Source organism: Bradyrhizobium sp. A5, from assembly GCF_042076515.1.
In the GTDB taxonomy this organism is placed as follows: Bacteria; Pseudomonadota; Alphaproteobacteria; order Rhizobiales; family Xanthobacteraceae; genus Bradyrhizobium; species Bradyrhizobium cosmicum.
The window spans coordinates 2,743,701-2,767,201 of the sequence record NZ_CP148990.1 but is presented as its reverse complement, the minus strand read 5'-3'; the positions used below and the strand labels follow the sequence as shown (position 1 = coordinate 2,767,201).

Sequence of the window (23,501 nt, the reverse complement as noted above, 5' to 3'; positions counted from 1 at the left end):
ACACTGGTGCGGCGCATTTACGTATCGTTTACTAACATTCATATGTCAGATTTGTAGCATTGCTCGCATTTGACGCAGTTCCACGATGATGCTCAACAACATCATGAATCTGCGTCGAAACGGTGTGATTCCCGCGCAAACTTGCCGCGTGAGCGAAATGTTACCGGCTGTTATGAAGCGGGCGGAACCGCGTGATAGCGCGTTAGCGCTGACCCTGGGCCGCCATGGGATTCACCAGCCCTGCCGGCAGCCTGAGATTGGCAGGCTGCGCCCGGCCGACGGGCAGCTTCATGTTGGCGCCGGGATGGACATAGGTGCCCCCGTTCGGTGCGCCCGCCGGCAGCGCAGCCGGCATGGCGACCTGGGGCGCAGCCGGCATCGGCGGCGGTCCGGCCAGCATCGGCGCGCCGGGCGCTCCGCTTCCCTTCATGTCGGGCGCCGGAATATCCAGCACGACGCGGTCGAGCCCCCGGGCAAGCTCCACCTGGCGCCGCTCGACGCCACGCAGCGTCCAGCCATTGTGATTGTCGCCGGCCTTGAGCCGGACCACCGACTTGCTGGCCGGATCCATGAACAGGCCGATCTTCTCGCTGCCGATGATGGTGCCGAGCAGCGACAGCTGCGGCTTCTCCGGCTCGGGCGGCTTCGGCGGCGGACCGACCTGCACCGGCACAGGCATCGCGACGGGCACCGGTGCCGGCGGCCGCCGCGTCGGCGCGAACAGCGGCCGTTCGCGGCTGTTCGTGAGGCGGCTCAGAGGGATCGCCCATAAGGGATTGTCACTGAGAGCACGTTGCGGCGGCAGAGCAACCGGCACCCGTTCGACCGCGGCCGGGATTGGTGCAGGCGCGACGGCGGGAGCGGGATTGGCCGGCTTCGTTGCGAACAGATCGTCGCGCGATTCAGTGGAAAACGAATCCATCGATCCCGGTGCATTGACCGCAACAACCGGTCCCGTCGCAACGACGCCAGCGAGCAAGATAGCGAGAAGGCGCATCGACATGGCGGGCCGTCCTTGATCAGCCCCGAGCGATAACGTTACACCTTATCAATGATGTGACACTTGCAAATCGGATGCTGCCGCGTCGTCTCGATCACGACAGGAGCCGCGCTCGCCCTCCTCTGGCGACAAGCCTGAAAACAAAAGATGCACCCGGCGCGAGCCGGGTGCAAAGGTCATGTCGATCGTCGATCAGGCCGAAGCCCGAGCAGTGATCAGTAAGCGCCGACCTTGCCGGAGCAGCCGCTGCCCTGCGGACCGTTAGCCGGGTCGTTGAACAGCGCGTAGATCTCGTTCTGCCAGACGGCGGGCACCTGAGCGAAGCCGTTCTCGTTGAAGATACCGGTCGCACCCGTGCCGTACACGAAGTCGATCCAGGTCTTGAACCAGGTGTAGGCGTTGTTGGTGTTGCTGTGGGTCTGATAGCACTGATACATCTCGATCCAGCTGAAGCCGGCGATCGGGTACGCACCGGCAACCACCGGGTTCGGAGCAACACCCTGCAAGCTCCAGGTCAGCGGGTTCGCGCGGCTCGTGGCATCGAACTGCGGAATGGCCGTGGCAAGCGCCTTCTGCGCGCCGGCGAAGGTCGGCGGTTGGAACTTGCCGGTCGCGCCGGTGATGTCCCACTGCGACTGGATGTTGGCCGTCTTCAGGCCACCGGCCTTGACGGGCAGCCAGAAGTCGCCGGACGCGTAGCCGATCGCACCGTTCGTCGTAGTGACGAGCGAGACGAGCGCACCAGAACCCGAAGCGTTGGCGAAGGTGCCGCCGCCCGAATTGGCGTTGGCAGTGCCGCACTGGTTGGTCGCGAACTGATCCGGCCAGTTGACCTGGTTCGCACCGCGCGGAACGAGCGGGGTGGAGCAGGACTGGGCGCGATCGGTCCAGGGGAACGCGTAGGAAACGACGGTCGAATCGGTCTCGTTGTTCGGGCCGAACTCGTAGCGGCACTGCTCGACCAGGGCATTGGTGAGCAGGAAGGTGGTGCCGCTGCCGTCGGTGCGGTGCACGAAGGTGATGTTGCCGGTGCCGAGCGCGCCGCCGTTGAGCGCGGTCAGGATCGGGTTGTTCCACTTCGTGATGTGACCCGAAGCGATACCGCAGACCGCGTTACGCGACAGGTTGAGGCCGGAGCTGCCGCCGGTCGGGGTCGCCGGAAGGATGTTCAGCGTCGCGCCGGTGCCGTCCTTGCCGTTGAAGCCGAACGCAACCGCGCCGATCACCGCGGGAATCTGGATCAGGTTGCCGAACTTCGACTGCGGGCTGGTGGTGCCGCCGGTGTTCCAGGCGGTCATGTCGGCTTCGTTGACGACGTCGTCGCTGCCGATGAACTGCACGCCGTCATAATCGGCCGTGGCGCTCACGCCGATGTTGGCGCTGGTGTAGGGAGGAGCAGAGCTCGAGGGCGTGCCGATCAGGGTCTTGTCGTTGGCGCGCAGCACCGACTTGCCGTTGCCCGATCCCGTGGGAGCGTAGAGGATCATGCCGTGGAAGCCGCTGGTGTTGAAGCTGCCGCAGTTCGCGGCCTTGGCGAGCGGACCCGGCTTGCCGGAGCTGCCCTGAGCCTGGTCGTACATGCAGTCCATCAGCTGACGATAGACGATCTGCGGGAACGTCGCGCCAGCGCCGAACGCAAACGACTGCGCCTGCGCGGATTCGGAAGCGACGCCCATCGCGGCGAACGCAACCGTACCCATGAGTAGAGCCTTCATGTTTCGCATAGTCTCACTCTCCCTGTTTGGATCACCCTGAACCGCCAAGATCAGCAGAAGGGTCCCGGAGCGACGCGGACGCTATCGGCGATATGTGAGACTTTGATTGTTGTTTTGTGAATTATGTTATTCGCATCTCATCGCGATGTGAGAGCCGCCGCTCGTAGCGCGCCGAACACGCGGAAACTCCGCGAGAAAACGCTGCATTCGACACTGCGAAAAAATGTTATTCACAGGCGATCGACATCGCATCATGTCGCGCGCGCGGCGGCGGATGGACAACCCCGAGTACAGCGCGCGCAACGACAACAACCGCAAACGCCGGTTTCTTGCGTGCATCAGCCGATGACGATCAGCAAAAGCATCCTGCGCCACGCGGCGAAAGAGCGCATTGCACCGATGATTCGCCAACGCGCTCACCCGGCGCGCGTCGGGGAATGCCGCCTTCACAGACCTGTCTTGCCGGCATCACATCACCGTCAACGTCGCGTCGCTAAAAGCGCCCCGCAAACCGGCCGCGCCGTGCGCACAACGCTTAAATGTTACGAGTAACATTCAGGCACTCGCGCAAGCGTCGTGCGGATCCGGACAGTCCGTCGAAGAGGAGCCTCGCCATGAACATTCTACCCGCTTTTCGCATGCCCCGTCCGGTCACACGCACGCGTGCCGGTGCGGCGACCGTCTGGCTGGCCGTCATGCTCGGCGCCGGAGCGCCGGCACTCGCTCAATCCCCGTCGGCGGAGTCCGTTGTGGCCGTCGTCAACGGCAACAAGATCCTCGAAAGCGACCTGCAAGTCGCCGACGAGGTCGTCGGGCGGAACCTGCTGGCGCGGGAGCCGGTCGAGCGACGCGAATCTCTTCTGAAGATGCTGATCGACAGCATCCTGCTGGCGCAGGCGGCGAACGACCGCCACATCGCGGACGAGGCCGACCTCCAGCGGCGCGCGGCCTTTGCGCGCAATCAGGGTCTCGCCAACCACCTCCTGACCGTCATCGGCGAGCAGGCCGCCACCGAGGAGGCGATGCGCAAGGCCTATGAAGAGGTCGTGGTCAAGGCGGTCGCGACCGAACCCGAACTGCATCTGCGCCATCTCATCTTCATGATCGCGCCTCCCGCCGACGAAGCCGCGATCATAGCGGCTGGGCAGAAGGCCAAGTCCGCGATGGAGCGCATCAACAAGGGCGAAGACTTCGCGGCGGTCGTCGCCGACATGTCGGAAGATCCCGTCACCAAGGCCAGAGGCGGCGACTATGACTGGCGCGGACGCGGCGAGATGGGCAGAGAATATGCCGACGTCGCGTTCAAGCTGAAGAAGGGTGAGGTTTCGGCGCCGTTCAAGACCGCGGTCGGCTGGCACATCCTCAAGCTCGACGACCAGCGCACCCGCAGGCCCGCGGACTACGACAAGATCCGCGACCGGCTTGCGGCTCTCGTTGCAAACGCCGCACAGATGGAGCTGGTCGACAAGGTTCGCGCGCAAGCCAAAATCGAGCGTCTGGACCAGACGAACACCGCCGAGAAGGGAACCGTCGGGCTCAAATAGCGCCCTTCCCTCTCGCGATGACCGCACCTCCGGCTGACGCGCGTTCGCGTCCCGACGACAGCGATGGGTATTCGATATGACGCGCGCTCACGCCGCCATCGTCGCCGTGCTCCAGTGCCTCTGGAGCGCGGCGGCGGAAGCGCAGCCCGCGATGTTCTGGTTCAACGATCCCGTCGGCCCCGACCAGACGGTGCTCGTCACCGGAGCCGATCTCGACCAGATCACATCCGCAGCCGTCGTTCGGATCGGCGACGGATCGGCCCGCTATGCCGGACAGCCGACGACCGTCCCGATCCTCCAGGCCAACCCCCTCTCCCTCAAATTCGTGATCCCGGAGAGCTTCAAACCCGGCATTTACAGCTTCGCGCTGACGCATGCGCAAGGCTCCATCGGTGGCCGGATCAACCTGCCGACGATCTATTGGGCGCAGGGCAACCTCGGCGACGAGGCCTCCCCCGGCGGCTGGCTGCAGGTGTTCGGCCGCAACGTCGTTCGCGAGGCAAGCCGCGCGCAACTCTCAATGCTGCCCGACGCCGGGAATGCTCAGACCAAGGCCGTCCTGACCAGGGGCGATCTGTGGCGCGGCGCATTCCGCATCCCGGATCAGATCTCGCCCGGCCGCTACCGGCTTCGCCTGTCCAATGGCGACGGCGGCGAAAGTGAATGGGTCGATGCCGGCAACATCTCCGTGCGCGCGCCTGCGCCTGCGTCTTCGCAATCCTTCGACGTCCGCGCCTATGGCGCTAGCGGCGACGGCAGGTTCGACAACACCCGCGCGGTCAGAGCCGCGATCGACGCGGCGAAGGATGCCGGCGGCGGCATCGTCTACTTTCCGCGCGGACGCTATCTGATCTCGGACATGATCAGCATCCCGCCGGGCATCAAGCTCCAGGGCGAACGCGTCGATCTCGTCAATCTCGCATGGCCGGATCTGGAAAGTCCGCCGATGGCGCTGATCCAGGGGACGTCGCGGTTCGCGATCGAGAATCTGACCATCTACGCGTCGAACCATCCGCATATCATCTCGGGCGGCTTCCAGTTCGGCGACACGCAGGCGGCCGGCGCAGGCGACATCGCCATCAGGCATGTCCGCATTCGCGGCTCCGCCTTTCGCGGCCTGATGGAGCCGGACGCGACCGCGCGGCGCATGAACGAGTTCCATCGCGCCTATGCCGCCGGCGCGCCCGACACCATTCGATTGAGCGGAAACCGCATCGAAGTCACCGACTGCGACGTGCTCGGATCCGGGCATTCACTGCGTCTGTTCAAGGTGACCAACGCGGTCGTCTCGAACAACATCCTGAGCAACGGCCGCTACGGCGCCTATTCCCTGGTCGGGTCGCGTCAGGTGATTTTCGAGAACAACGTCGTGACGTCGGCCGACCTTCAGGCCAGCGGCGGCGGCATCACCACGCTGTCGAAATCGGTCAGCGCGTCCGAGAACATCTTCATCGGCGGCAACAGCTTCAAGGCCATCTACGGCCTCGACCGCGAAGCGATGACAACGGACGGGCCGGGCGGCTATTATTTCGGCCATGCGGAGACGATCGCGCCGGATCGCCTGTCGCTACAGGGCACGCCCAATCCTTACCCGTCGAGCCTCGATTGGACCGGCGCGGCCGTCATGGTGGTGAACGGCCGCGGTGCCGGCCAATACGCCAGGCTCAAGACGTTCCAGAACAAGCCGCCCCTGTTGTCGATCACGCTCGACCGGCCATTGGCGGTCACGCTGGACCGGAGCTCGGAAATCACGATCACCCAGGCGCAGCAGAACTATCTCGTCATCGACAATGTCTTCGAGGACACCGGCGTCGCCGCGCAGGCCTACGGAACGGCGCTCGATCACGTCATCGCCGGCAACCGCTCCAACAGGACCAGCGGCTTCGCCGCGTTCGGCCTGTCCTACGAGCAATTCCAGCCGGTATGGCGGACGCAATTCCTCGACAATCACATCCTCGAGGGGAACGTCTACCGCGCCGGCCCCGAGCGGACCGTCTTCTCCAACGAGGCCTCGATCCTCGTCCGCGGAAACCAGACTGCAACCGGTGCGGGCCGCCCACCGATGGTCCAGGCTGTCATCATCAGGGGCAACCGCCTCGATCAGGACGCTCACATCGAGATCAAGGGCTTCGCGCCGGCATCGCCGGGCGTGCGCGACGTCGTGGTCGAGGAGAATACGACCGGGGCCTCGCGCGAGGGTCTGACGATCGATCGCGGCGTCGCGTGGTGGCTCGCCCGCAAGAACGTCGAGGCGCGGCGCATCCAGAAATAGCGTCATCCCCCTCGCCTCACGCGCCGGGGAGTCAGTCACCTAAATGATAAGTTCGATTGTTAGTTACGTCTCTCGTGCGATTGCCGTCCTACCACGCCAACACAACGTTCTCTTCCGAAACTGCATTACAACCTGAAAGACCGCCCTGATGACCGCTATTCTCGGCCTCAACCTCAACCATCCTGATGCCTCCGCGGCGCTCATCCTCGATGGCAAGGTGGTCGCCGCGGCCGCCGAGGAACGCTTCGGTCAACGCATCAAGCACGATCCCTCGTTCCCGCAGCACGCAATCAAGGCCGTTCTTGCATCAGGCGGCATTTCGGCGAAGGACCTCGACTTCATCGCGGTGGCGCGCGATCCGTCGCGAAATCGCGCCGCTCAGGTCTCCTATGTCCTGCGCAATCCCATCTCCGGCGGCATGGCGGCGATGGAGCACATCCGGCGCGCCCGGGTCGATCTCGGCATCGGCGACATGGTGGCCGAAGCGACCGGCGAGGCGCCGGATGCCGTCAAGGCCAGGATCGTGAATGTCGAACATCACCTGTCGCACATCGCGAGCTCCTATTACTGCTCGCCGTACGAGACCCTGACCGCCGGCTTCTCGTATGACGGCAGCGGCGATTTCACCAGTATGATGGCGGCGCGCTGCGAAGGCACTCAGATTGAAGTGATCGACCGCGTTCATCTGCCAAGCAGCCTCGGCTTCTTCTATACGGCATGCTGCCAGTTCATCGGCTTTGACGGCTTTGGCGAGGAATACAAGGTCATGGGGCTCGCGCCTTACGGCACCGACGCCTATGTCGGCGAGATGCGCGACCTGGTCCAGACCCGGCCGGACGGGTGGTTCAAGCTGGCCGACGGCTATTTCGGCATGCATCGCGGCGGCGAGGGCGGGACGATGGACGAGAACCACCGCCTCGACATGCTGCGCCTGTTCACCGACAAGTGGACCGGAAAGTTTGGCGCGCCGCGCCAGCGCGGCGAAGAGATGACGCAGCGGGACAAGGACATCGCGCGCTCATGCCAGATCCGTTTCGAGGAAGTCTCGATGCATTGCTTCAAGCGCCTGCACGATCTGGTGCCGACCACGCAGGTCGCCTATGCCGGCGGCTGCGCGCTCAACGGCGTCATGAATGCGCGCCTGCTGCGCGAAACGCCGTTCCAGCAGACTTATATGCAGCCGGCCTCGTCGGATGACGGCCTGTGCGTCGGTGCGGGTCTGTGGGCCTGGCACAATGTCGCGGGAGGGCGCGAGCGCTTCCACATGACCCATGCCTATTGGGGGCCTTCGCACTCCGACGAAGCCATGCGGCGCGCGGCGGAATCGGCGCAGTGCCCGATGCGAGAGCTGTCCTCCGGCAACGTTCCCAAGGCCGTCGCCGCGCTCCTGCATGCCGGCCTGGTCGTAGGCTGGTATCAGGGACGCTCCGAGTGGGGCCCACGCGCGCTCGGCAACCGCTCGATCCTTGCGGACCCGACCCGGCCCAACATGAAGGACGTGATCAACGCCAAGATCAAGCGACGCGAGAGCTTCCGGCCGTTCGCCCCGAGCATTCTTCAGCCGGCGGTGTCGACCTATTTCGAACAGGACGTGTTCAGCCCGTTCATGATGCACGTCGTCAAGCTGCGCCCGGAATGGCGGGAGAAGCTTCCGGCCATCACCCATGTCGACGGCACCGGCCGCCTGCAAAGCATCGCGCGCGACACCAATCCGCTCTACTACGAGCTGATCGAAAACTTCGGTCAGCTGTCGGGGATTCCGATCGTTCTGAACACCAGCTTCAACGAGAACGAACCGATCGTCGACACACCCGAGCAGGCGATGAGCTGCTTCCTGCGCACCGGGCTCGATGCCATTTGCCTCGGCCGCTACCTCGTGGTGAAGGGCGAGCACGCCGGACTGCTGCCGGATGCCTAAAGCATGATCAGGAAAAGTGCGCAGCGATTCTCCGAAACGATCATGCTCAAACAACAACCTAAAGCGCGATGACGATTCATCCCAATCTCATCGCGCTTTGAGCCGTCAGATAAGCCTCGTAGGCGCGCTTCAAGCCATCGTGAAGCGAGGTCTTCGCGCGCCAGCCGAGCTTTTCGAGACGGCTGACGTCGAGCAGCTTGCGCGGCGTACCGTCGGGGCGCGAGCTGTCGAAAGCGATATCGCCGCTGTAGCCGACGATTTCGGCGACGACACGCGCGAACTCGGCGATGGTGATGTCCTCGCCGGTGCCGATGTTGACAAGCTCTGGGCCGGAATACGTCTTCATCAGGTGCACGCAGGCGTCCGCCATGTCGTCGACATAGAGGAATTCGCGCCGCGGCGTGCCGGTGCCCCAGACCACGACGCTTCCGGCACCCGCGACCTTTGCCTCGTGGAAGCGGCGGATCAGGGCGGCGACCACGTGGCTGAGTTCGGGATGATAATTGTCCCCAGGGCCGTAGAGATTGGTCGGCATCACGCTGATGAAGTCGCACCCGTACTGGCTGCGATAGGCCTCCGCCATCTTGATGCCGGCGATCTTTGCAATCGCATAGGGCTCGTTGGTCGGCTCCAGCGGACCGGTCAACACCGAGTCCTCGCGCAGGGGCTGCGGCGCCAGCTTCGGATAGATACAGGACGAACCCAGGAATAGCAGCTTCTCGGCGCCGCTCTGATGCGCCGCCTGGATCACGTTGGCCGCGATCGCAATGTTCTCGTAGATGAACTCGGCGCGCAGCGTGTTGTTGGCGACGATACCGCCGACCTTGGCGGCGGCGAGAAACACGACCTGCGGCCGCACTTTCGCGAACCAGTCGAACACGGCAGCCTGGTTGCAGAGATCGACCTCGCGCCGGTCCGCCGTCACGAGCTCGACGTCCTCCCGCGCCAGCCTGCGCACCAGCGCGCTGCCGACCATGCCGCGATGGCCGGCGACGTAGACGCTTCTGCCCTTCAGCTCAAACGGTACGCTTGCCACTCGCCGCGTCCCGTCTTGCGTCCGCCAGATCGCTCGCCATCATCTCCTGGACAAGCTCGGCAAACGTCCGCTTCGGCTTCCAGCCGAGCACCTCGCGCGCCTTGCTGGCATCGCCGATGAGAAGATCGACCTCGGTGGGGCGGAAATAGGTCGGATCGATCTTCACGACCGTCTTGCCGCTGTTCGTATCGATGCCGGTCTCCTCGACGCCCTTGCCGCGCCATTCGATGCGGCGCCCGACCTGGGCGAACGACAGCTCGACCATCTCGCGCACCGAGCGCGTCTCGCCTGTTGCGAGCACGAAATCGTCGGGCTTGTCGGCCTGCAGGATCAAATGCATGCCCTCGACATAATCCTTGGCATGGCCCCAATCGCGCTTGGCTTCGAGATTGCCGAGATAGAGCGTGTTTTCCAGGCCGACCTCGATGCGGGCGACGCTGCGGGTGATCTTGCGTGTGACGAAGGTCTCGCCCCGGATCGGGCTCTCGTGGTTGAACAGGATGCCGTTGGCCGCGAACATGCCGTAGGCTTCGCGATAATTCACCGTGATCCAGTAGCCGTAGAGCTTTGCGACCCCGTAAGGCGAACGCGGATAGAACGGCGTGGTCTCCTTCTGCGGGATCTCCTGCACGAGGCCATAGAGCTCGGAGGTCGAGGCCTGGTAGAACCGCGTCTCCTTCTCCATGCCGAGGATGCGGACCGCTTCCAGCAGCCGCAGCACGCCGATCGCGTCGGCATTGGCGGTGTATTCCGGGCTCTCGAAACTGACGGCGACGTGGCTCTGGGCCGCGAGATTGTAGATCTCGGTGGGTCTGATCTGCTGCACCAGGCGGATCAGATTGGTCGAGTCCGTCATGTCGCCGTAATGCATCAGGAACGGCACGTCGCCGACATGCGGATCCTGATAGAGATGGTCGACCCGCGCGGTGTTGAACGAGGACGAGCGCCGCTTGATGCCGTGCACGACGTAACCGAGCGACAGCAGATGCTCGGCCAGATAGGCGCCGTCCTGGCCGGTGATGCCGGTGATCAAAGCGATGCGCTTACTCATCTATGAACCTGCCCCGCAGCAACTCGACGACGGGCGCTGCCTTGAACCCGTCCCTCTTTGACATATCAGCCGACCGGGTCAACCCAATACGTCGGCACGATCGTGAATTTTTCCGAAAGTCGGACGCGATGCGCTTCTAGAACTGGAAGTAGATGAACTCGGCGTGTCCGAAGATTCCGAACAGGATGACGTAATACGCCATTGCAACACCGGCGCCCGTCGACAGCCAGCGCATGCTGCCCAGCGCATGAAGCCGCTGCGGCCGGAACGCCAAATGGAAATCGACGACGAGCAGGATCACGAGCGAGACGGCGAGCATCACCAGCTCGACGCTTGCGAGGCCAAGCATCTTCAGCGTGAAGTACGAGATCGGACCGAGATCGACCATGCTCCGCAAGGTCATGAGGGCATTCGCCACGCTGCTCGAACGGAAGAGGATCCATCCAACCAGCACGACTGACATCATCCACAACCAACCAAGCAACCGACGTGGCGTCTCGCCGAGCCATGCTTCAGGCCGCGCCAGGCGCGCGAATATCCGCTCGATCACCAGACCGAGCCCGTGCAGCACGCCCCAGGCAACGAACGTCCAGGCCGCACCGTGCCAGATACCGCTCACCGCGAACACGATCATGAGATTGCGTGCGGTGGCGAGCTCGTGGCCGCGGCTGCCGCCGAGCGGAATGAACAGATAGTCGCGAAACCAGGTCGACAGCGAGATATGCCAGCAGCGCCAGAATTCATTCATGCTGGTGGCGAAATAGGGTTGCCGGAAGTTGATCATGAGATCGAACCCCATGATCCGCGCCGTTCCCCGTGCGATATCCGAATACCCGGAGAAGTCGCAATAGATCTGGATCGCGAACAGCACCGCAGCAAGCAGTTGATAGCCGCCGGAATATTGCGCGGGGTTGGCATAGATTCCGTTGACGACCGGCGCGACGACGTCGGCGATGCACATCTTCTTGAAGAGGCCGTAGCCGACGAGGAACAGGCCGGACGTGACGTTCTGGTAGGTGAGCCGATGCGCGATGCGAAACTGCGGAAGCATGTGTGCCGCGCGCTCGATCGGCCCGGCGATCAACTGCGGAAAGAAGCTGACATATTGCGCATAGGTGAGGAAGTCGCGTTCGGCCTCGACCTTGCGGTTGTAGACGTCGAGCGTATAGCCCACTGACTGGAATGTGTAGAAGGAGATGCCGAGCGGCAGTATCAAGCCCAGCGCATAATCCGGGATCACATAGCCGAACAGGCCGGCGGCGCCGATCACATTGGCGATCAGGAAATCCAGATATTTGACCGTGCCCAGTACACCCAGGTTGATGGTGAGCGCGACGATCATTGCGGCCTTGCGGCCTACTTCGGTGCGCGAGCGCGCCATCATCAGCGCAGTCGCGTAGTCAACCACCGTCGTCAAGCCGAGCAACAGACCGAAGGATGGCCGCCAGCTCATGTAGAAGACGTAGCTCGCGACCAGCAGCACGATCGGCTGGGCTCGTGGCGGCAGCGCAAAGAACACCACCAGGAAGGTCACGAAGAACGCAAGGAACTCGAAGGAGTTGAAGAGCATCAGTCGAACGCTCCGCTGGCCTTCAGCAGCCGGGCGAGATCGGCAGTGTAGACCAGCGCGCCGGTCGGATTCATGTGCTGCGGATCGGCAAACAGCGCCGGCGGATAGGTGAGGTAGTCCGGTCCGAGCACGCGCATGAGCGGATGCTCCGAGATGGTGATCAATCCCGTGCCATCCGGCGCCGGCCAGGAGGCCGCCTCACCCACCCGAAAGAATGCTGGAACGAAGATCACTTGAAAGCCGTACTGGCGCGCCAGTTGCTCGAGGCGATCGCGAGCCAGCGATTTTTCCGGAATCACGCGCCGCTCGACGCGGGTGGAATGATCGCTCGGAAGCGCATAGTCGTCGGGAAGCCGGTCGCCCGGATAGTGGCTCTGCGACTTGATGAAATACCAGCCGCGGTCGTCCAGCATGGCCGAGCGTTGAGCATCCACGTCGCGGACGGCGTCCCGCAGCCGGCTTCTGTTCTGAACGAGAAAAAGCGCCGCGTCTCGAGGCAGGGTGCGAAAGGGAAACAGCTTTCCGGCCAGCGCATTGTCGTCGTGGAAGATCGCCGCCACGCCATCGGCTTCACGCTTGCCGTCCCAGGGAATCGTGAGCAGCACATGGGTGGGGATGTTGCCGGCCGCCAACGCGACTTCCAGAATGGGAAGAAAGCGCACGTCGCCGGGCAGGCCCAGATTATAGGAGCGAAAGCCGGGTCCGAGCGCGGCATCGAGAGCCCGCGGCCGCAACCCCGACAGGACCTTGCTGTAGCCGAACATCATCACCCGATACCGGTCCTGCACGCCGAACATCGGGCTCTTCACCAGGGTATCGAATTTCGCATCCGCAATTACGACCGAACCCGGCCTCAGGAAGGGCAGCAGCGCATGCGCTGCATAGAGCGACAGCCACACCGCGCCGAACAGCAGGATGAACGCGGCGACCGGCTTCAGCCAGGCGGTCGTGATAGGCCTGTCTCCGTCCTGCCGCGCCTCTGACGGCGAACGGGCGGAATCCATCATTTGCGCTGTCCGCTCCGGCACGTGCGAGACAAGCGATATCCGATCGGAGGCCTGGTGCCGGCGCGGCTTCGACATTTCCGGTCCAACTCACATGGCATTGGGAAAATCAGCTGCCGGCGGATGTGACGAACGAACCGCTTTCCCGACCTGCAAGGCCGCGCGCAACCTGCCCCTGGAAAATCGGAGCGGAAGCAGCCCAGCCCTGTTACCATTTTGTTACGTTCGCGCTGCGAGTACCAAAATAACATTACAGTTTGAAGATATCGATTGCGTGCATCTACGCGTTGCGATGCATGATAACATTGGATAGACAGACCCGCGTCCGCGGCGGCGCGGCGGGGCCGATGGACGGCCCCGAGGCGGATGAGAGTTCGGGACACGGCATTGCGGCAACGGTCACATCATCACCGGCAACCGGCGGCAGAGCGCGCATGCTGACGTCCTTTGCTGATGCCGGCGAACTCGGCGGCTGCGACGTCTGCGTGGTGGGCGCAGGACCCGTCGGCATCGCGCTGGCGCTCGCCTGCGAGCAGCGCGGCCTGTCGGTGCTGCTGCTCGAATCCGGACGCGAGGAGCAGGATCCATTCGCGGCGTCGCTGACCGCGGGACACGTCGCCAACGAGCAACGCCATGCGGCGACCGGGATCGCGATCTGCCGCGGGCTCGGCGGAACGTCGCGCTGGTGGGGCGGTCGTTGCGTTCCGCTCGACGATGTCGATTTTGCAAGCCGGTCGTATTCACCCGGCACGGCATGGCCAATCCCGCATCAGGACATCTCGCGCTGGTACGATGCTGCGGCCGACTTCTTCGGCATCGGCCCCGCCCGCTTCACCACGGCGCCGGCGGCGCCGGCTCTCGACGAGGTCAGAACCGATCAGCTCGAGCGTTGGACACCGGACATCGATGCCGGACGCCGGCACCGCGCGCATCTTGCCGCTTCCCGGTCGATCACGGCCGTGACCGGCGCGACCGTGACGGAGCTTCTTCTATCGGACGACGGCCGCCGTATCATCGGGCTCGTCGCCGGCAATGCCAGCAAGACCTGCCGGATCGCTCCGCGCCGGACCGTGCTGGCCTGCGGCGGCCTCGAAACGACCAGGCTGCTGCTATGGACACGACAGAAGCGGCCCAATCTGTTCGGCGGCGCCGGCGGCGCGCTCGGCCGTTTCTATATGGGACATGCCTCTGGCAAGATCGCCGACCTCGTGCTCGCCGATCCCGCCGCCGTCGCCGCCTATGATTTCTTTGGCGACGACGGCGCCTTTGCGCGGCGCCGCTTCACACTCGCGCGCGAGGCACAATTGCGCGAAGGACTCCTGAACATCGCCTTCTGGCTCGACAATCCGCCGTTCCATCAGGCCGGTCACCGCAACGGAGTCCTGTCGCTGGTCTGGATGGCGCTCGCGATCCCGCCGGTCGGCCGACGGCTGGTGTCGGAGGCGATCCGGATCATCCACGTCGGGGAAGAACCGCATCGCTGGGGCAGCCATCTGCGCAACGTGATGATGTCGCCCCTCGCGACGCTGCGGAACATCGCGGCCATCGTGCATGGGCGCTTCCTGACCAAGCCGCGCCGGCCGGGCTTCCTGATCAAGAGCGCGGAGGGCCGCTATGCCCTGCATTTCCTCGCGGAGCAGACGCCCATCCGCGAGTCCCGCGTCACGCTCTCGGACCGCAAGGACGCACTCGGCGTGCCCTTCCTCGATATCGATCTGCGCTATTCGGAAGCCGATGCGCGCTCGGTGCTGCGCGCCCATGAAGTCCTCGACCAATCGCTTCAAAGCGCCGGATACGGCCGTCTCGACTACCGCGTGCCGCCGGAGATGCGGCTGACGAGCATCCTGCAACAGGCCAGGGACGGTTTTCACCAGATCGGAACGACCCGCATGGGGCTCAGCCCCGACGACAGCGTGGTCGACGGCGATTGCCGCGTCCACGGCATCGAGAACCTCTACGTGTCATCGAGCGCGGTGTTCGCGTCGTCAAGCCAGGCCAATCCGACCTTCGCCACCGTTGCGCTCGCGCTGCGGCTGGCCGTGCACCTCGCGGAGAAGGCAAAGGCCGGAGATATCGGAGTGGCCGCGTGAGAATGGTGCGTGTTCCCAGGCTCGGCCGCGCCGTCTCCGCGATCGGCTTCGGCTGCGCCTCGCTCGGCTCGCGCATTTCGGCGGCCGACGGGCACCGCGCGATCGTCCGCGCGCTCGATCTCGGCGTGAGCTGGTTCGACGTCGCACCACCCTATGGCGATGGCCACGCGGAAGCTCTGCTCGGCCAGGCGCTGCGGGGACGACGCGACAAGGCCGTCATCTGCACCAAGTTCGGCATCGCCGCGCCGCAGCTCTCGCTCGCGGCACGGCTGATCCGGCCCGCGGCCCGGCAGGCGGTTGCGACATTCCCGTCGCTGCGGCGCGTCGCATCCACGGCGAGGCCGACGGGAACGCATGCGCCCATCGATCCCGCGACGATCGAGGCGTCCGTGACAAACAGCCTGCGATCGCTCGGCACAGACTATATCGACGTCCTGGCGATGCATGATCCGGCGGCGGGCGACGCGGAAAATGACGAAATTTTCGTCGTCCTCCGCCGGCTCATCGACAAAGGATATGTCCGGGCCGTGTCCATCGCCGGCGCGCCGGACAGCATCATCGCGGCCATCCGCAGCGCGAAGCCGGTCGACATCGCACAGTTTCCCGATACGCCGCTTGCGAATGCGGCGCCGCTGCTGCGGTCTCGACTTCCGGCGCCGCCGATGTTCGTGACGCATGGCGTGTTCGACTCCGATGCCGCCGAGGCCATCGCCCGCCGCGATGGCGCGGCGCGGGATCGAATCGTCGCGATCGCCGGACATCACGGCATCGACGCGTCAAAAGCGCCAAGCGACCTGCTGCTGCCCTTCGCATTCTCGAACAATCCCGAAGGCGTGGTGATCGTCTCGATGTTCAATCCGGCGCACATCGAGCGCAACATCGCGGCCGCCACGGCACTCCCCAAGCCGGGCTTTGCCGCCGCCTTGCGCGACGCGCTGGCACCGGCTCTTGCCGAGAAGCCGTGATGCATCCCCTCGCAAACATGCCGGCACACTGAACCATGTGCGGGATCAACGGCAGCTTCGCCTACCGCGCGGACGCGCCCCCTGTCGACCGGGCCGAGCTGCTGCGCGTGCGCGACGCGATGACCGCGCGCGGGCCCGATGCCGCGGGTCTCTGGTTCTCCGACGACGGCCGCGTCGGCTTCGGGCATCGGCGCCTCGCCATCATCGATCTCAGCGAGGGCGGCGCGCAGCCCATGCTCGATCCCGACACCGGCAACTGGATCTGCTTCAATGGCGAGATCTACAATCACCAGGAGCTTCGCACCCGCCTCAATCGCGACGGGATCGTAACGCGTACCCAGTCGGACACCGAGGTCCTGCTCAAGCTCTATGCCCAGCGCGGCGACGGCATGTTCGGCGATCTGCGCGGCATGTACGCCTTCGCAATCTGGGACGCGCGCCGCCGCGAAATGCTGCTGGCTCGCGATCCCTTCGGCATCAAGCCGCTCTATGTCGCGGACGACGGTGCCACCATGCGGTTTGCATCGCAGGTCAAGCCTTTGCTGCAGGCGCCGGTCGACCGCCGCCCTGAGCCGGCGGGCCATGCCGGCTTCCTGATGTGGGGATCGGTGCCCGAGCCCTACACGCTCTATCGCGGCATTCGATCGTTGCCGCCGGGGCACTGGCAGCGCTTTGCGGACGGACGTGCCGGGACACCGGTCCGCTTCGCCAGCATCGTCGATGCGCTCGGCCGCCTGCCCTCCGCCGCCGGCAGCAAGACCGACGACGCGCTCGACCAGATCGCCGCGGCTGTCAAGGACAGCGTCGCCGCGCACATGGTCGCGGACGTGCCGGTCGGCGTCTTCCTCTCGGCTGGCCTCGACTCCACCATGCTCGCGGCCTGCGCGGCGAGCGCGGGCGAGTTGCGCACGCTGACCCTCGGCTTCAACGAATATGCCGACGGCCCCTATGACGAGGCGGGACTTGCCGACGAGGTCGCCGGCCTGCTCCACGCCAAGCACGCGCTGCACCGGATTTCGGCGCGCGATTTCGAGGCCGACCGCGACAAGCTGATCGATGCGATGGACCAGCCGTCGATCGACGGCATCAATGTCTGGTTCGTCTCCAAGGCCGCCGCAGCACAAGGCCTCAAGGTGGCGATCTCCGGCCTCGGCGGCGACGAGCTGTTCGGCTCTTATCCGAGCTTCCACCAGGTGCCGCGGCTGGTAAAGCTGATGCGGCGCGCGCCGGTCGGCGAGCGCGCCGGCATTCTGCTGCGCCATCTCGCCCAACCGTTCGCCGCGCATCTGCCATCGCCGAAATATGCCGGCCTCGCCGAATACGGCCGCAGCCTGTCGGGCGCTTATCTGCTCCGCCGGGCGCTGCACATGCCCTGGGAGCTCGGCCGGCTGATGGAGCCCGCGATGGCCAGGGAGGGCCTCGACGAGCTCGCGACCATGAACCGCCTCGATGCCAGCATCGACGGGCTGGACAGCGACCGGCTCGCGGTCTCCGCGCTCGAGATGCAATGGTACATGCGCAATCAGTTGCTGCGCGACGCCGACTGGGCCGGCATGGCACATTCGCTCGAGATCCGCGTGCCACTGGTCGACATGCAATTGCTGAGGGATTTCGTCGAGCTGCCGGACCTGGACGCGGCCAGCGAGAAACGCACCATCGTCAGGCGGGTGGCACCCGAATTGCCCGAGGGCGTGCTGAACCGGCCGAAGACCGGCTTTTCCGTGCCGATCCATCAATGGCTCAATCCGGGCGCAGCCAGCGGCGTAATGCGGCATCGCGACTGGGCCCGGCAGCTCTACCGGCATTTCGCGGCGGCATGAGGTCAAGGCCATGAAGCTGCTGCACGTCGTCTCTTCCGTCGATCGCCGCTTTGGCGGGCCCATCGAGGGCGTGCTCCAGCGCGGACTACGACTGCGCGAAATGGGACACCAGATCGAAGTGGCCTCCTCCGACGATCCCGGCGCGCCGCATGTGGAGGCATTCCCGCTCCCCGTGCATGCGCTCGGGCCGCCCAGACGCGGCGGCTATTACTATGCAGCGTCCCTCCGCCCGTGGCTGCGCGCCCATGCCGGCAGTTACGACGCCGTCATCGTCAACGGCCTGTGGCAGTATCACAGCCTTGCCGCCTGGCAGGTGATGCGCGAGCTGCGGCGGCCCTACGTCGTGTTCACGCACGGCATGCTCGATCCCTGGTTCAACCGCGCCTATCCGCTCAAACGTCTCAAGAAGGCGCTCTACTGGCCCTGGGCCGAATACCGGGTGCTGCGCGATGCCGCCGCCGTGCTGTTCACCAGCGAGGACGAACGACTGCTGGCGCGTCAGTCGTTCTGGCCCTACCGGGCACGCGAGCGTGTCGTCTCCTACGGCACGCGCCTGCCGCCGCAGGACGCAGCGCCGCTGCGGGACGCCTTCCTCGCCGCCCATCCCGAATTGCGTGGCAAGCGCGTGCTGCTGTTTCTCGGGCGGCTGCACGCCAAGAAGGGTTGCGATCTCATGGTCGAGGCTTTCGCGCGCGTCGCGGCCGAGGAGCCGCATTTGCATTTGCTCATGGCCGGCCCCGATCAGACCGGCTGGGTGAGCGACCTCAAGGCGCGGGCACGCACACTCGGACTGGCCGACCGGATCACGTGGCCGGGCATGCTGGAGGGCGAAGCCAAATGGGGTGCGTTCTATTCCAGCGAGGCTTTCATGCTGCCGTCACATCAGGAGAACTTCGGCATCTCGGTCGCCGAAGCCCTCGGCTGCGGCCTGCCGGTGCTGATCTCCGACAAGGTCAACATCTGGCGCGAGGTCCTGGCCGCACAGGCGGGCCTCGTTGCCGCGGACTCCGAGGCCGGCACGCTCGAAAACCTCAGGGCATGGCTGGCGCTGCCCGCGGAAGGCCGGGCCGCCATGGGCCAGCGGACGCGCGAGCTGTTCGCGGACCGGTTCAGCGTCGAGCGGATGGCGTCGGCCCTGATCGACGTGGTGAGCGCGGTACAGGCACCGCGCGTCTGATCCGGCAACAACCATCCGGAACGTGACATATCGTTCCCCAATGACCCGCGGCATCCGGCTGCGCAAACACCCATTTTCCCCGCCAAATTCCGTCCATAACAATACACGGCCGCCCTATTGTTACTTGTCGTATCGTTATAGTGATACTGTCACAGGCTAAATGATATCAGGCACGCCAACATGCAGAAGGGAACGCGCTGAGGTCGATCCAGACCAGGATCCTCCCGGTCCCGGTTTCACCTCCAGTCTCGCTTCCGCCTGCAGGCGCCATGACCGATCCCCTAACCGGCTCGGCGGGCCGGAATTTGTCGGGCCGGTCGAAGCCTCGCGCTTCGGCCGCGGAAATGAGGGCGATCATGCGGGTCTTGGTGGTGGGGATCAATTACGCCCCTGATCTGATCGGCGTTGCGAAATACACCACCGAGTTCTGCGAAAGTCTGGCCGATTGGGGTCACGAGGTGCGCGTGGTTACGGCGCCGCCTTATTATCCCGACTGGAACGTCCCTGCGGCGTATCGTTCGGTGTGGTATCGTCGTGAATTTGTGAACGATGTCGATGTTATCAGAGCCCCCATCTACGTGCCGGGCCGGCCCTCCGGTGCCAAGCGCCTGCTTCACCACGCCTCGTTCCTGCTCTCGGCGGCCGCGCCGATGCTGTCGAGCGCGCTGTGGTGGCGTCCCGATATCGTGTTCGTGGTGGCGCCGTCGCTGCTGTCCGCGCCGATGGCGGCTCTCGCCGCCAGGATATCCGGTGCGTCGTCCTGGGTTCACGTTCAGGATCTCGAGGTGGATGCCGCCTTCGAGGTCGGACTGCTGCGCAGCGGTGTCACGCGCAGGCTGATGGCCACCGTCGAGCGGTGGATCCTGCGGGCGTTCCATCGGGTCTCGACCATCTCGCCGCAAATGATGGGTCGCCTCGAGCACAAGGGCATCGTGCGCGCCCGGTTGCGCGAATTCCGGAACTGGATCGATACCAGCCTCGTCGTACCCGGCGACAACCAGACGCAACTCCGCTCCGAGCTGAAGCTGGCGCCGAGCGACATCGTGGCGCTCTATTCGGGCGCGATGTCGAACAAGCAGGGCCTGGAGCTGATCATCGAGGCCGCCGCGGCACTCAAGGATAGCCACCCCGCGGTCAAGTTCGTCCTTTGCGGCAACGGCCCGGTCAAGCCGGCGCTGATGCAGATGGCCGATGGACTGCACAACGTCCGCTTCCTCGATCTCCAGCCGCTCGATCGCGTCTCCGAGCTTCTGAGCACCGCCGACATTCAGTTGCTGCCGCAGAAGGCGGAGATTTCCGATCTGGTGCTGCCGTCCAAGCTCGCCGGCATGCTGGCCTCGGGCCGCCCGCTGATTGCGATGGCCGAGCCCGGCACGGGCCTCGCCTCCGAGGTCGATGGCGCAGGTCTTGTCATTGCACCCGGCGATGCCAGCGCGCTCGCGGCCGCCATCGTCACGCTTGCCAAGGACGCGCCCTTGCGCGCCAGCCTGGGCGCAGTCGCACGCGCCCGCGCCGAACAGAAATGGGACCGCATCTCGATCATCCGGTCGCTCGAACGCGAATTCATGGCACTTCCCCAGCGCGCCGCCGCAACCGCCCAGCGCGTCCCGCAGCCGCCAATACCTGTGCGGTCGATCGAGCACGTCGCGACCGGCAGCCGGCGGCGGCCGGATGCGCCGGGCCGGTTATTCTCGAGACATTCGATGCGCCCTCAGGCGCGGGGCATCGGCTCCGGAAAAGAGTGAGATCAACGCGACTTGTGTGCCAGCACGAAGCGGCTTCGCTCTAGCGGCGCAAATATCGATATCCGACATACAGCGTCGTGAGGTTCACCACCGCTTCCGCCGCCACGAAAGCGAAGACGTTGAGCAGCGAAACCAGCACGTAGCTGGTCACGATTCCTGCGGCAGCGCCGATGGCGAGCGCCCGGGCAGCGGCCAGATAGGCGCCGAGCGCAGCCATGCCCTGCCACATCATCAGCACCAGCGCCATCGTCAGGATCGTCGGCGCGAAGCTGGCAATGACGATCGCGGCCCGATGCAGGCCGGCATCCGAAACCATCGCCGCGATGCCGGCAATGGACGTAGCGCCGACCGAAAACACCAGGGCGCAAAGAAGTGTCATTTTCTGCGCGCCCAACATCCCGGCAAGGCTCGGCTTTCCAACCACCGACAATTTCTCGACCAGGCTCGGGAATTCGACCCTCAGGACGAAGCCCAGGATCTGATTGGCCGCCGACAGGATCTGCTTGGCATACACGAACAACGCGGTCGTCTCCGCACCGAGATAGGCCGCGCTCAACACCAGCTGAACGCGCATGACGATCTGTCCCGGCACGATCTGGAACGCGAGCGCGGCGCCGTCCCTGATCGCGCGCACCTGACCCGCTCGTGTCAGCCCATGAAAGCGGGGATACCAGCCCCTGCGCGCCAGCGCCGTCCATTGCGCGACCACGGTCAGGAGATACCCGATCGAAAAGGCACCGCCGAGGATCGCGCCGGCGCTCTCATGCGATCCGTACATCGCGAGCATCAGGCCGACCGCATTGATGATGTAGGCGACCGAGCCCGTTATCCCGCTGATGCCGCTCAACTTCAGCCCGTCAAGCAGGCCGACGCCATTGACGGCCCACAGCAGCAATCCCGGAAAGGCCAGCGACAGATACCATTTCGAAAATCCATCGGACGAAAACGCGACGACATACGCAGCACCGGCAACGCCGATGATCAGCGCCGTCAGGACCCTGATCGCACTGGTATCGCAAAAAAGCTGCCACACCTTGGATCGTGGCCTGCCCTCGGAGGTCATCTGTGCGACGGCCCGCGCGAGCGTGATGCTTGCACCGGCGTCCACGACGATGATGCCCAAAATGGCGAAGGAATAATGCGTGCCGAACTCGGCAAGAAGCTCGTATCTGCCGGCCGCCACGAGTGCGGTCTGGACCAGGAAGATAGCCCCCTGACCGAGCGCCAGCCCCGCGATCAGCATGCCGATGTTGACGAATTGCGACCATCGGTCCCGGACCAGCCTCAGCCGTGCGGCGAGCCAGCCTCCGGTGAGTGGGGACGAAGCGCCGTTCTCGGCGGGACTGGAGCTCGCGGCACTGGTTTCAGGCATGGCACCTTCAGACGGACCGCGTCCCATTCGTCCGGTCGTCGGCAAGCAGCCCGGATGCAGCCCGTCATATGGATTGATATGATCACAGGCATATAACAGATAACAGACTCCGTGATATCGTTGGTGACAGCAAGTCGTCCCGCGAAAAGTCTTCCCCGAATCCCGGGAGCGCCCTGCCGGCGGAAGACATGTCACAGTCCTGTGCAGTTCGGCCCCTAGACGATGCGGATCGTATCTGGATCCGACGCGATCCCCGTATGACAAATTGACGTCATCGGCGCGGGCGCGATGATGAAAGCGAGTGGGTTCATGAGCCTTGCCGTCGTCATCCTCACGTACAACGAAGAGCGCCACATCGCGCGGGCCCTCGCCTCGATTGCCGGCATCGCGACCGAGGTCTTTGTCGTCGACAGCTTCTCGACCGACCGGACGGTCGAACTGGCACGCACGCACGGCGCGGCCGTGTTGCAGAACAAGTTCGTCAATCAAGCCAGGCAATTTCAGTGGGCGCTCGACAATGCCCCGATCACCGCCGAGTGGATCATGCGGCTCGACGCCGACGAGGTGATCGAGGCCGACCTCGCAGCCAGGGTTGGCGACGAATTGCCGCGCCTCGGCAAGGACATCGTCGGGGTCAATCTCAAGCGCAAGCACATCTTCCTCGGACGCTGGATCCGCCATGGCGGCCGCTATCCACTGTTGATGTTGCGGATCTGGCGGCGTGGCCACGGCCGTGTCGAAGATCGCTGGATGGACGAGCACGTCGTCGTATGGGGCGGCCGTACCGTGACGTTCGAGGGCGGCTTCGCCGACCACAATCTCTTCGACCTGACGTCCTTCACCGACAAGCACAACAAATATGCCACGCGGGAGGCGATGGAGGTCCTCAACGGGCGATACAAGCTGTTCAAGAGCGACGTCGAACTGACGGCCAAGGAGGCATCACGTCAGGCCGCCGTCAAGCGCTGGATCAAGGAGCATCTGTACAACCGGATCCCCTATCAGATCAGCGCCCCCTCCTACTTTCTCTATCGACTGATCTTCCAGCTCGGATTTCTCGACGGCAAGCAGGGCCTCGTCTATCACGGATTGCAGGGCCTCTGGTATCGCTTCCTGGTTGGCGCCAAGGTGGCCGAATTCGAAGCCGCAATCGTCCACATCAAGGACCGGGCGGAAATGCGCGCCGAGCTCCGCCGTCTCACTGGCTTTGATCTTTGACGCT

The 23,501-nt window shown here is 64.7% G+C and carries 16 protein-coding genes; 9 read left to right on the top strand and 7 right to left on the bottom strand.

Annotated features, from left to right (window positions below):
- Positions 1-202: 202 nt before the first annotated feature.
- Positions 203-1,003, bottom strand: coding sequence for a hypothetical protein (locus tag WHZ77_RS13150; RefSeq protein WP_375314043.1), 801 nt, complete (start codon positions 1,001-1,003; stop codon positions 203-205).
- Positions 1,004-1,215: 212 nt separating this feature from the next.
- Positions 1,216-2,700: a substrate-binding domain-containing protein gene (locus tag WHZ77_RS13145; protein WP_375314042.1), complete on the bottom strand. Its 1,485-nt coding sequence runs from the start codon at positions 2,698-2,700 to the stop codon at positions 1,216-1,218.
- A 629-nt stretch (positions 2,701-3,329) separates the two neighbouring features.
- Here WHZ77_RS13145 and WHZ77_RS13140 point away from each other — a divergent pair.
- The 3 genes from WHZ77_RS13140 (at position 3,330) to WHZ77_RS13130 (ending at position 8,449) form a co-directional block, all read left to right on the top strand.
- Entirely contained in the window at positions 3,330-4,259 is a 930-nt protein-coding gene (locus WHZ77_RS13140) for a peptidylprolyl isomerase (protein ID WP_375314041.1), read from the top strand.
- Positions 4,260-4,335: 76 nt separating this feature from the next.
- A complete protein-coding gene (locus tag WHZ77_RS13135) occupies positions 4,336-6,531 on the top strand; it encodes a glycosyl hydrolase family 28-related protein (protein ID WP_375314040.1) in 2,196 nt (731 codons plus the stop codon).
- Positions 6,532-6,679: 148 nt separating this feature from the next.
- Positions 6,680-8,449: a carbamoyltransferase gene (locus WHZ77_RS13130; protein ID WP_375314039.1), complete on the top strand. Its 1,770-nt coding sequence runs from the start codon at positions 6,680-6,682 to the stop codon at positions 8,447-8,449.
- Positions 8,450-8,525: 76 nt separating this feature from the next.
- Here the strand turns inward: WHZ77_RS13130 and WHZ77_RS13125 are convergent, their stop codons facing one another.
- The 4 genes from WHZ77_RS13125 to WHZ77_RS13110 form a co-directional block, all read right to left on the bottom strand.
- Positions 8,526-9,485, bottom strand: coding sequence for a GDP-L-fucose synthase family protein (locus tag WHZ77_RS13125; RefSeq protein ID WP_375314038.1), 960 nt, complete (start codon positions 9,483-9,485; stop codon positions 8,526-8,528).
- Positions 9,466-10,536: a GDP-mannose 4,6-dehydratase gene (gene gmd / locus WHZ77_RS13120; RefSeq protein ID WP_375314037.1), complete on the bottom strand. Its 1,071-nt coding sequence runs from the start codon at positions 10,534-10,536 to the stop codon at positions 9,466-9,468. The genes WHZ77_RS13125 and gmd overlap by 20 nt, the downstream gene beginning before the upstream one ends.
- Before the next feature lie 136 nt (positions 10,537-10,672).
- Complete coding sequence (locus WHZ77_RS13115) at positions 10,673-12,106, bottom strand: MBOAT family O-acyltransferase (RefSeq protein WP_375314036.1); 1,434 nt, start codon at positions 12,104-12,106, stop codon at positions 10,673-10,675.
- Positions 12,106-13,113 (bottom strand): hypothetical protein, encoded by a 1,008-nt coding sequence (locus WHZ77_RS13110; RefSeq protein ID WP_375314035.1) that lies wholly within the window; start codon positions 13,111-13,113, stop codon positions 12,106-12,108. Before WHZ77_RS13110 ends, WHZ77_RS13115 begins: the two co-directional genes overlap by 1 nt.
- Before the next feature lie 431 nt (positions 13,114-13,544).
- Between WHZ77_RS13110 and WHZ77_RS13105 the strand changes: the two genes are divergently transcribed.
- The 5 genes from WHZ77_RS13105 to WHZ77_RS13085 all read left to right on the top strand — a co-directional run bounded on the left by WHZ77_RS13105 (position 13,545) and on the right by WHZ77_RS13085 (position 20,907).
- On the top strand, positions 13,545-15,200 hold the full coding sequence (locus WHZ77_RS13105) for a GMC oxidoreductase (RefSeq protein WP_375314034.1): 1,656 nt from the start codon (positions 13,545-13,547) through the stop codon (positions 15,198-15,200).
- Between the two features lie 2 nt (positions 15,201-15,202).
- A complete protein-coding gene (locus WHZ77_RS13100) occupies positions 15,203-16,165 on the top strand; it encodes an aldo/keto reductase (RefSeq protein ID WP_375314718.1) in 963 nt (320 codons plus the stop codon).
- A gap of 35 nt (positions 16,166-16,200) precedes the next feature.
- A complete protein-coding gene (gene asnB / locus WHZ77_RS13095; protein ID WP_375314033.1) occupies positions 16,201-17,985 on the top strand; it encodes an asparagine synthase (glutamine-hydrolyzing) in 1,785 nt (594 codons plus the stop codon).
- A 10-nt stretch (positions 17,986-17,995) separates the two neighbouring features.
- Positions 17,996-19,162 carry a glycosyltransferase gene (locus WHZ77_RS13090; RefSeq protein WP_375314032.1) on the top strand — a complete coding sequence of 389 codons (1,167 nt, stop codon included), beginning with the start codon at positions 17,996-17,998 and terminating at the stop codon, positions 19,160-19,162.
- 356 nt (positions 19,163-19,518) lie between these two features.
- Positions 19,519-20,907: a glycosyltransferase WbuB gene (locus tag WHZ77_RS13085; protein ID WP_375314031.1), complete on the top strand. Its 1,389-nt coding sequence runs from the start codon at positions 19,519-19,521 to the stop codon at positions 20,905-20,907.
- A gap of 40 nt (positions 20,908-20,947) precedes the next feature.
- On the opposite strand, the gene WHZ77_RS13080 is transcribed toward WHZ77_RS13085, so the two are convergent.
- On the bottom strand, positions 20,948-22,279 hold the full coding sequence (locus WHZ77_RS13080; protein ID WP_375314030.1) for a hypothetical protein: 1,332 nt from the start codon (positions 22,277-22,279) through the stop codon (positions 20,948-20,950).
- Between the two features lie 309 nt (positions 22,280-22,588).
- Between WHZ77_RS13080 and WHZ77_RS13075 the strand changes: the two genes are divergently transcribed.
- Entirely contained in the window at positions 22,589-23,497 is a 909-nt protein-coding gene (locus tag WHZ77_RS13075) for a glycosyltransferase family 2 protein (protein WP_375314029.1), read from the top strand.
- The last annotated feature ends 4 nt before the right edge of the window (positions 23,498-23,501 follow it).

Excerpts from the sequence above, each read along its gene's own strand:
- WHZ77_RS13150 (WP_375314043.1), bottom strand. The coding sequence starts at position 1,003 with ATGTCGATGCGCCTTCTCGCTATCTTGCTCGCTGGCGTCGTTGCGACG.
- WHZ77_RS13145 (WP_375314042.1), bottom strand. The coding sequence starts at position 2,700 with ATGGGTACGGTTGCGTTCGCCGCGATGGGCGTCGCTTCCGAATCCGCG.
- WHZ77_RS13140 (WP_375314041.1), top strand. The coding sequence starts at position 3,330 with ATGAACATTCTACCCGCTTTTCGCATGCCCCGTCCGGTCACACGCACG.
- WHZ77_RS13135 (WP_375314040.1), top strand. The coding sequence starts at position 4,336 with ATGACGCGCGCTCACGCCGCCATCGTCGCCGTGCTCCAGTGCCTCTGG.
- WHZ77_RS13130 (WP_375314039.1), top strand. The coding sequence starts at position 6,680 with ATGACCGCTATTCTCGGCCTCAACCTCAACCATCCTGATGCCTCCGCG.
- gmd (WP_375314037.1), bottom strand. The coding sequence starts at position 10,536 with ATGAGTAAGCGCATCGCTTTGATCACCGGCATCACCGGCCAGGACGGC.
- WHZ77_RS13115 (WP_375314036.1), bottom strand. The coding sequence starts at position 12,106 with ATGCTCTTCAACTCCTTCGAGTTCCTTGCGTTCTTCGTGACCTTCCTG.
- WHZ77_RS13110 (WP_375314035.1), bottom strand. The coding sequence starts at position 13,113 with ATGATGGATTCCGCCCGTTCGCCGTCAGAGGCGCGGCAGGACGGAGAC.
- WHZ77_RS13105 (WP_375314034.1), top strand. The coding sequence starts at position 13,545 with ATGCTGACGTCCTTTGCTGATGCCGGCGAACTCGGCGGCTGCGACGTC.
- WHZ77_RS13100 (WP_375314718.1), top strand. The coding sequence starts at position 15,203 with ATGGTGCGTGTTCCCAGGCTCGGCCGCGCCGTCTCCGCGATCGGCTTC.
- asnB (WP_375314033.1), top strand. The coding sequence starts at position 16,201 with ATGTGCGGGATCAACGGCAGCTTCGCCTACCGCGCGGACGCGCCCCCT.
- WHZ77_RS13090 (WP_375314032.1), top strand. The coding sequence starts at position 17,996 with ATGAAGCTGCTGCACGTCGTCTCTTCCGTCGATCGCCGCTTTGGCGGG.
- WHZ77_RS13085 (WP_375314031.1), top strand. The coding sequence starts at position 19,519 with ATGCGGGTCTTGGTGGTGGGGATCAATTACGCCCCTGATCTGATCGGC.
- WHZ77_RS13080 (WP_375314030.1), bottom strand. The coding sequence starts at position 22,279 with ATGCCTGAAACCAGTGCCGCGAGCTCCAGTCCCGCCGAGAACGGCGCT.
- WHZ77_RS13075 (WP_375314029.1), top strand. The coding sequence starts at position 22,589 with ATGAGCCTTGCCGTCGTCATCCTCACGTACAACGAAGAGCGCCACATC.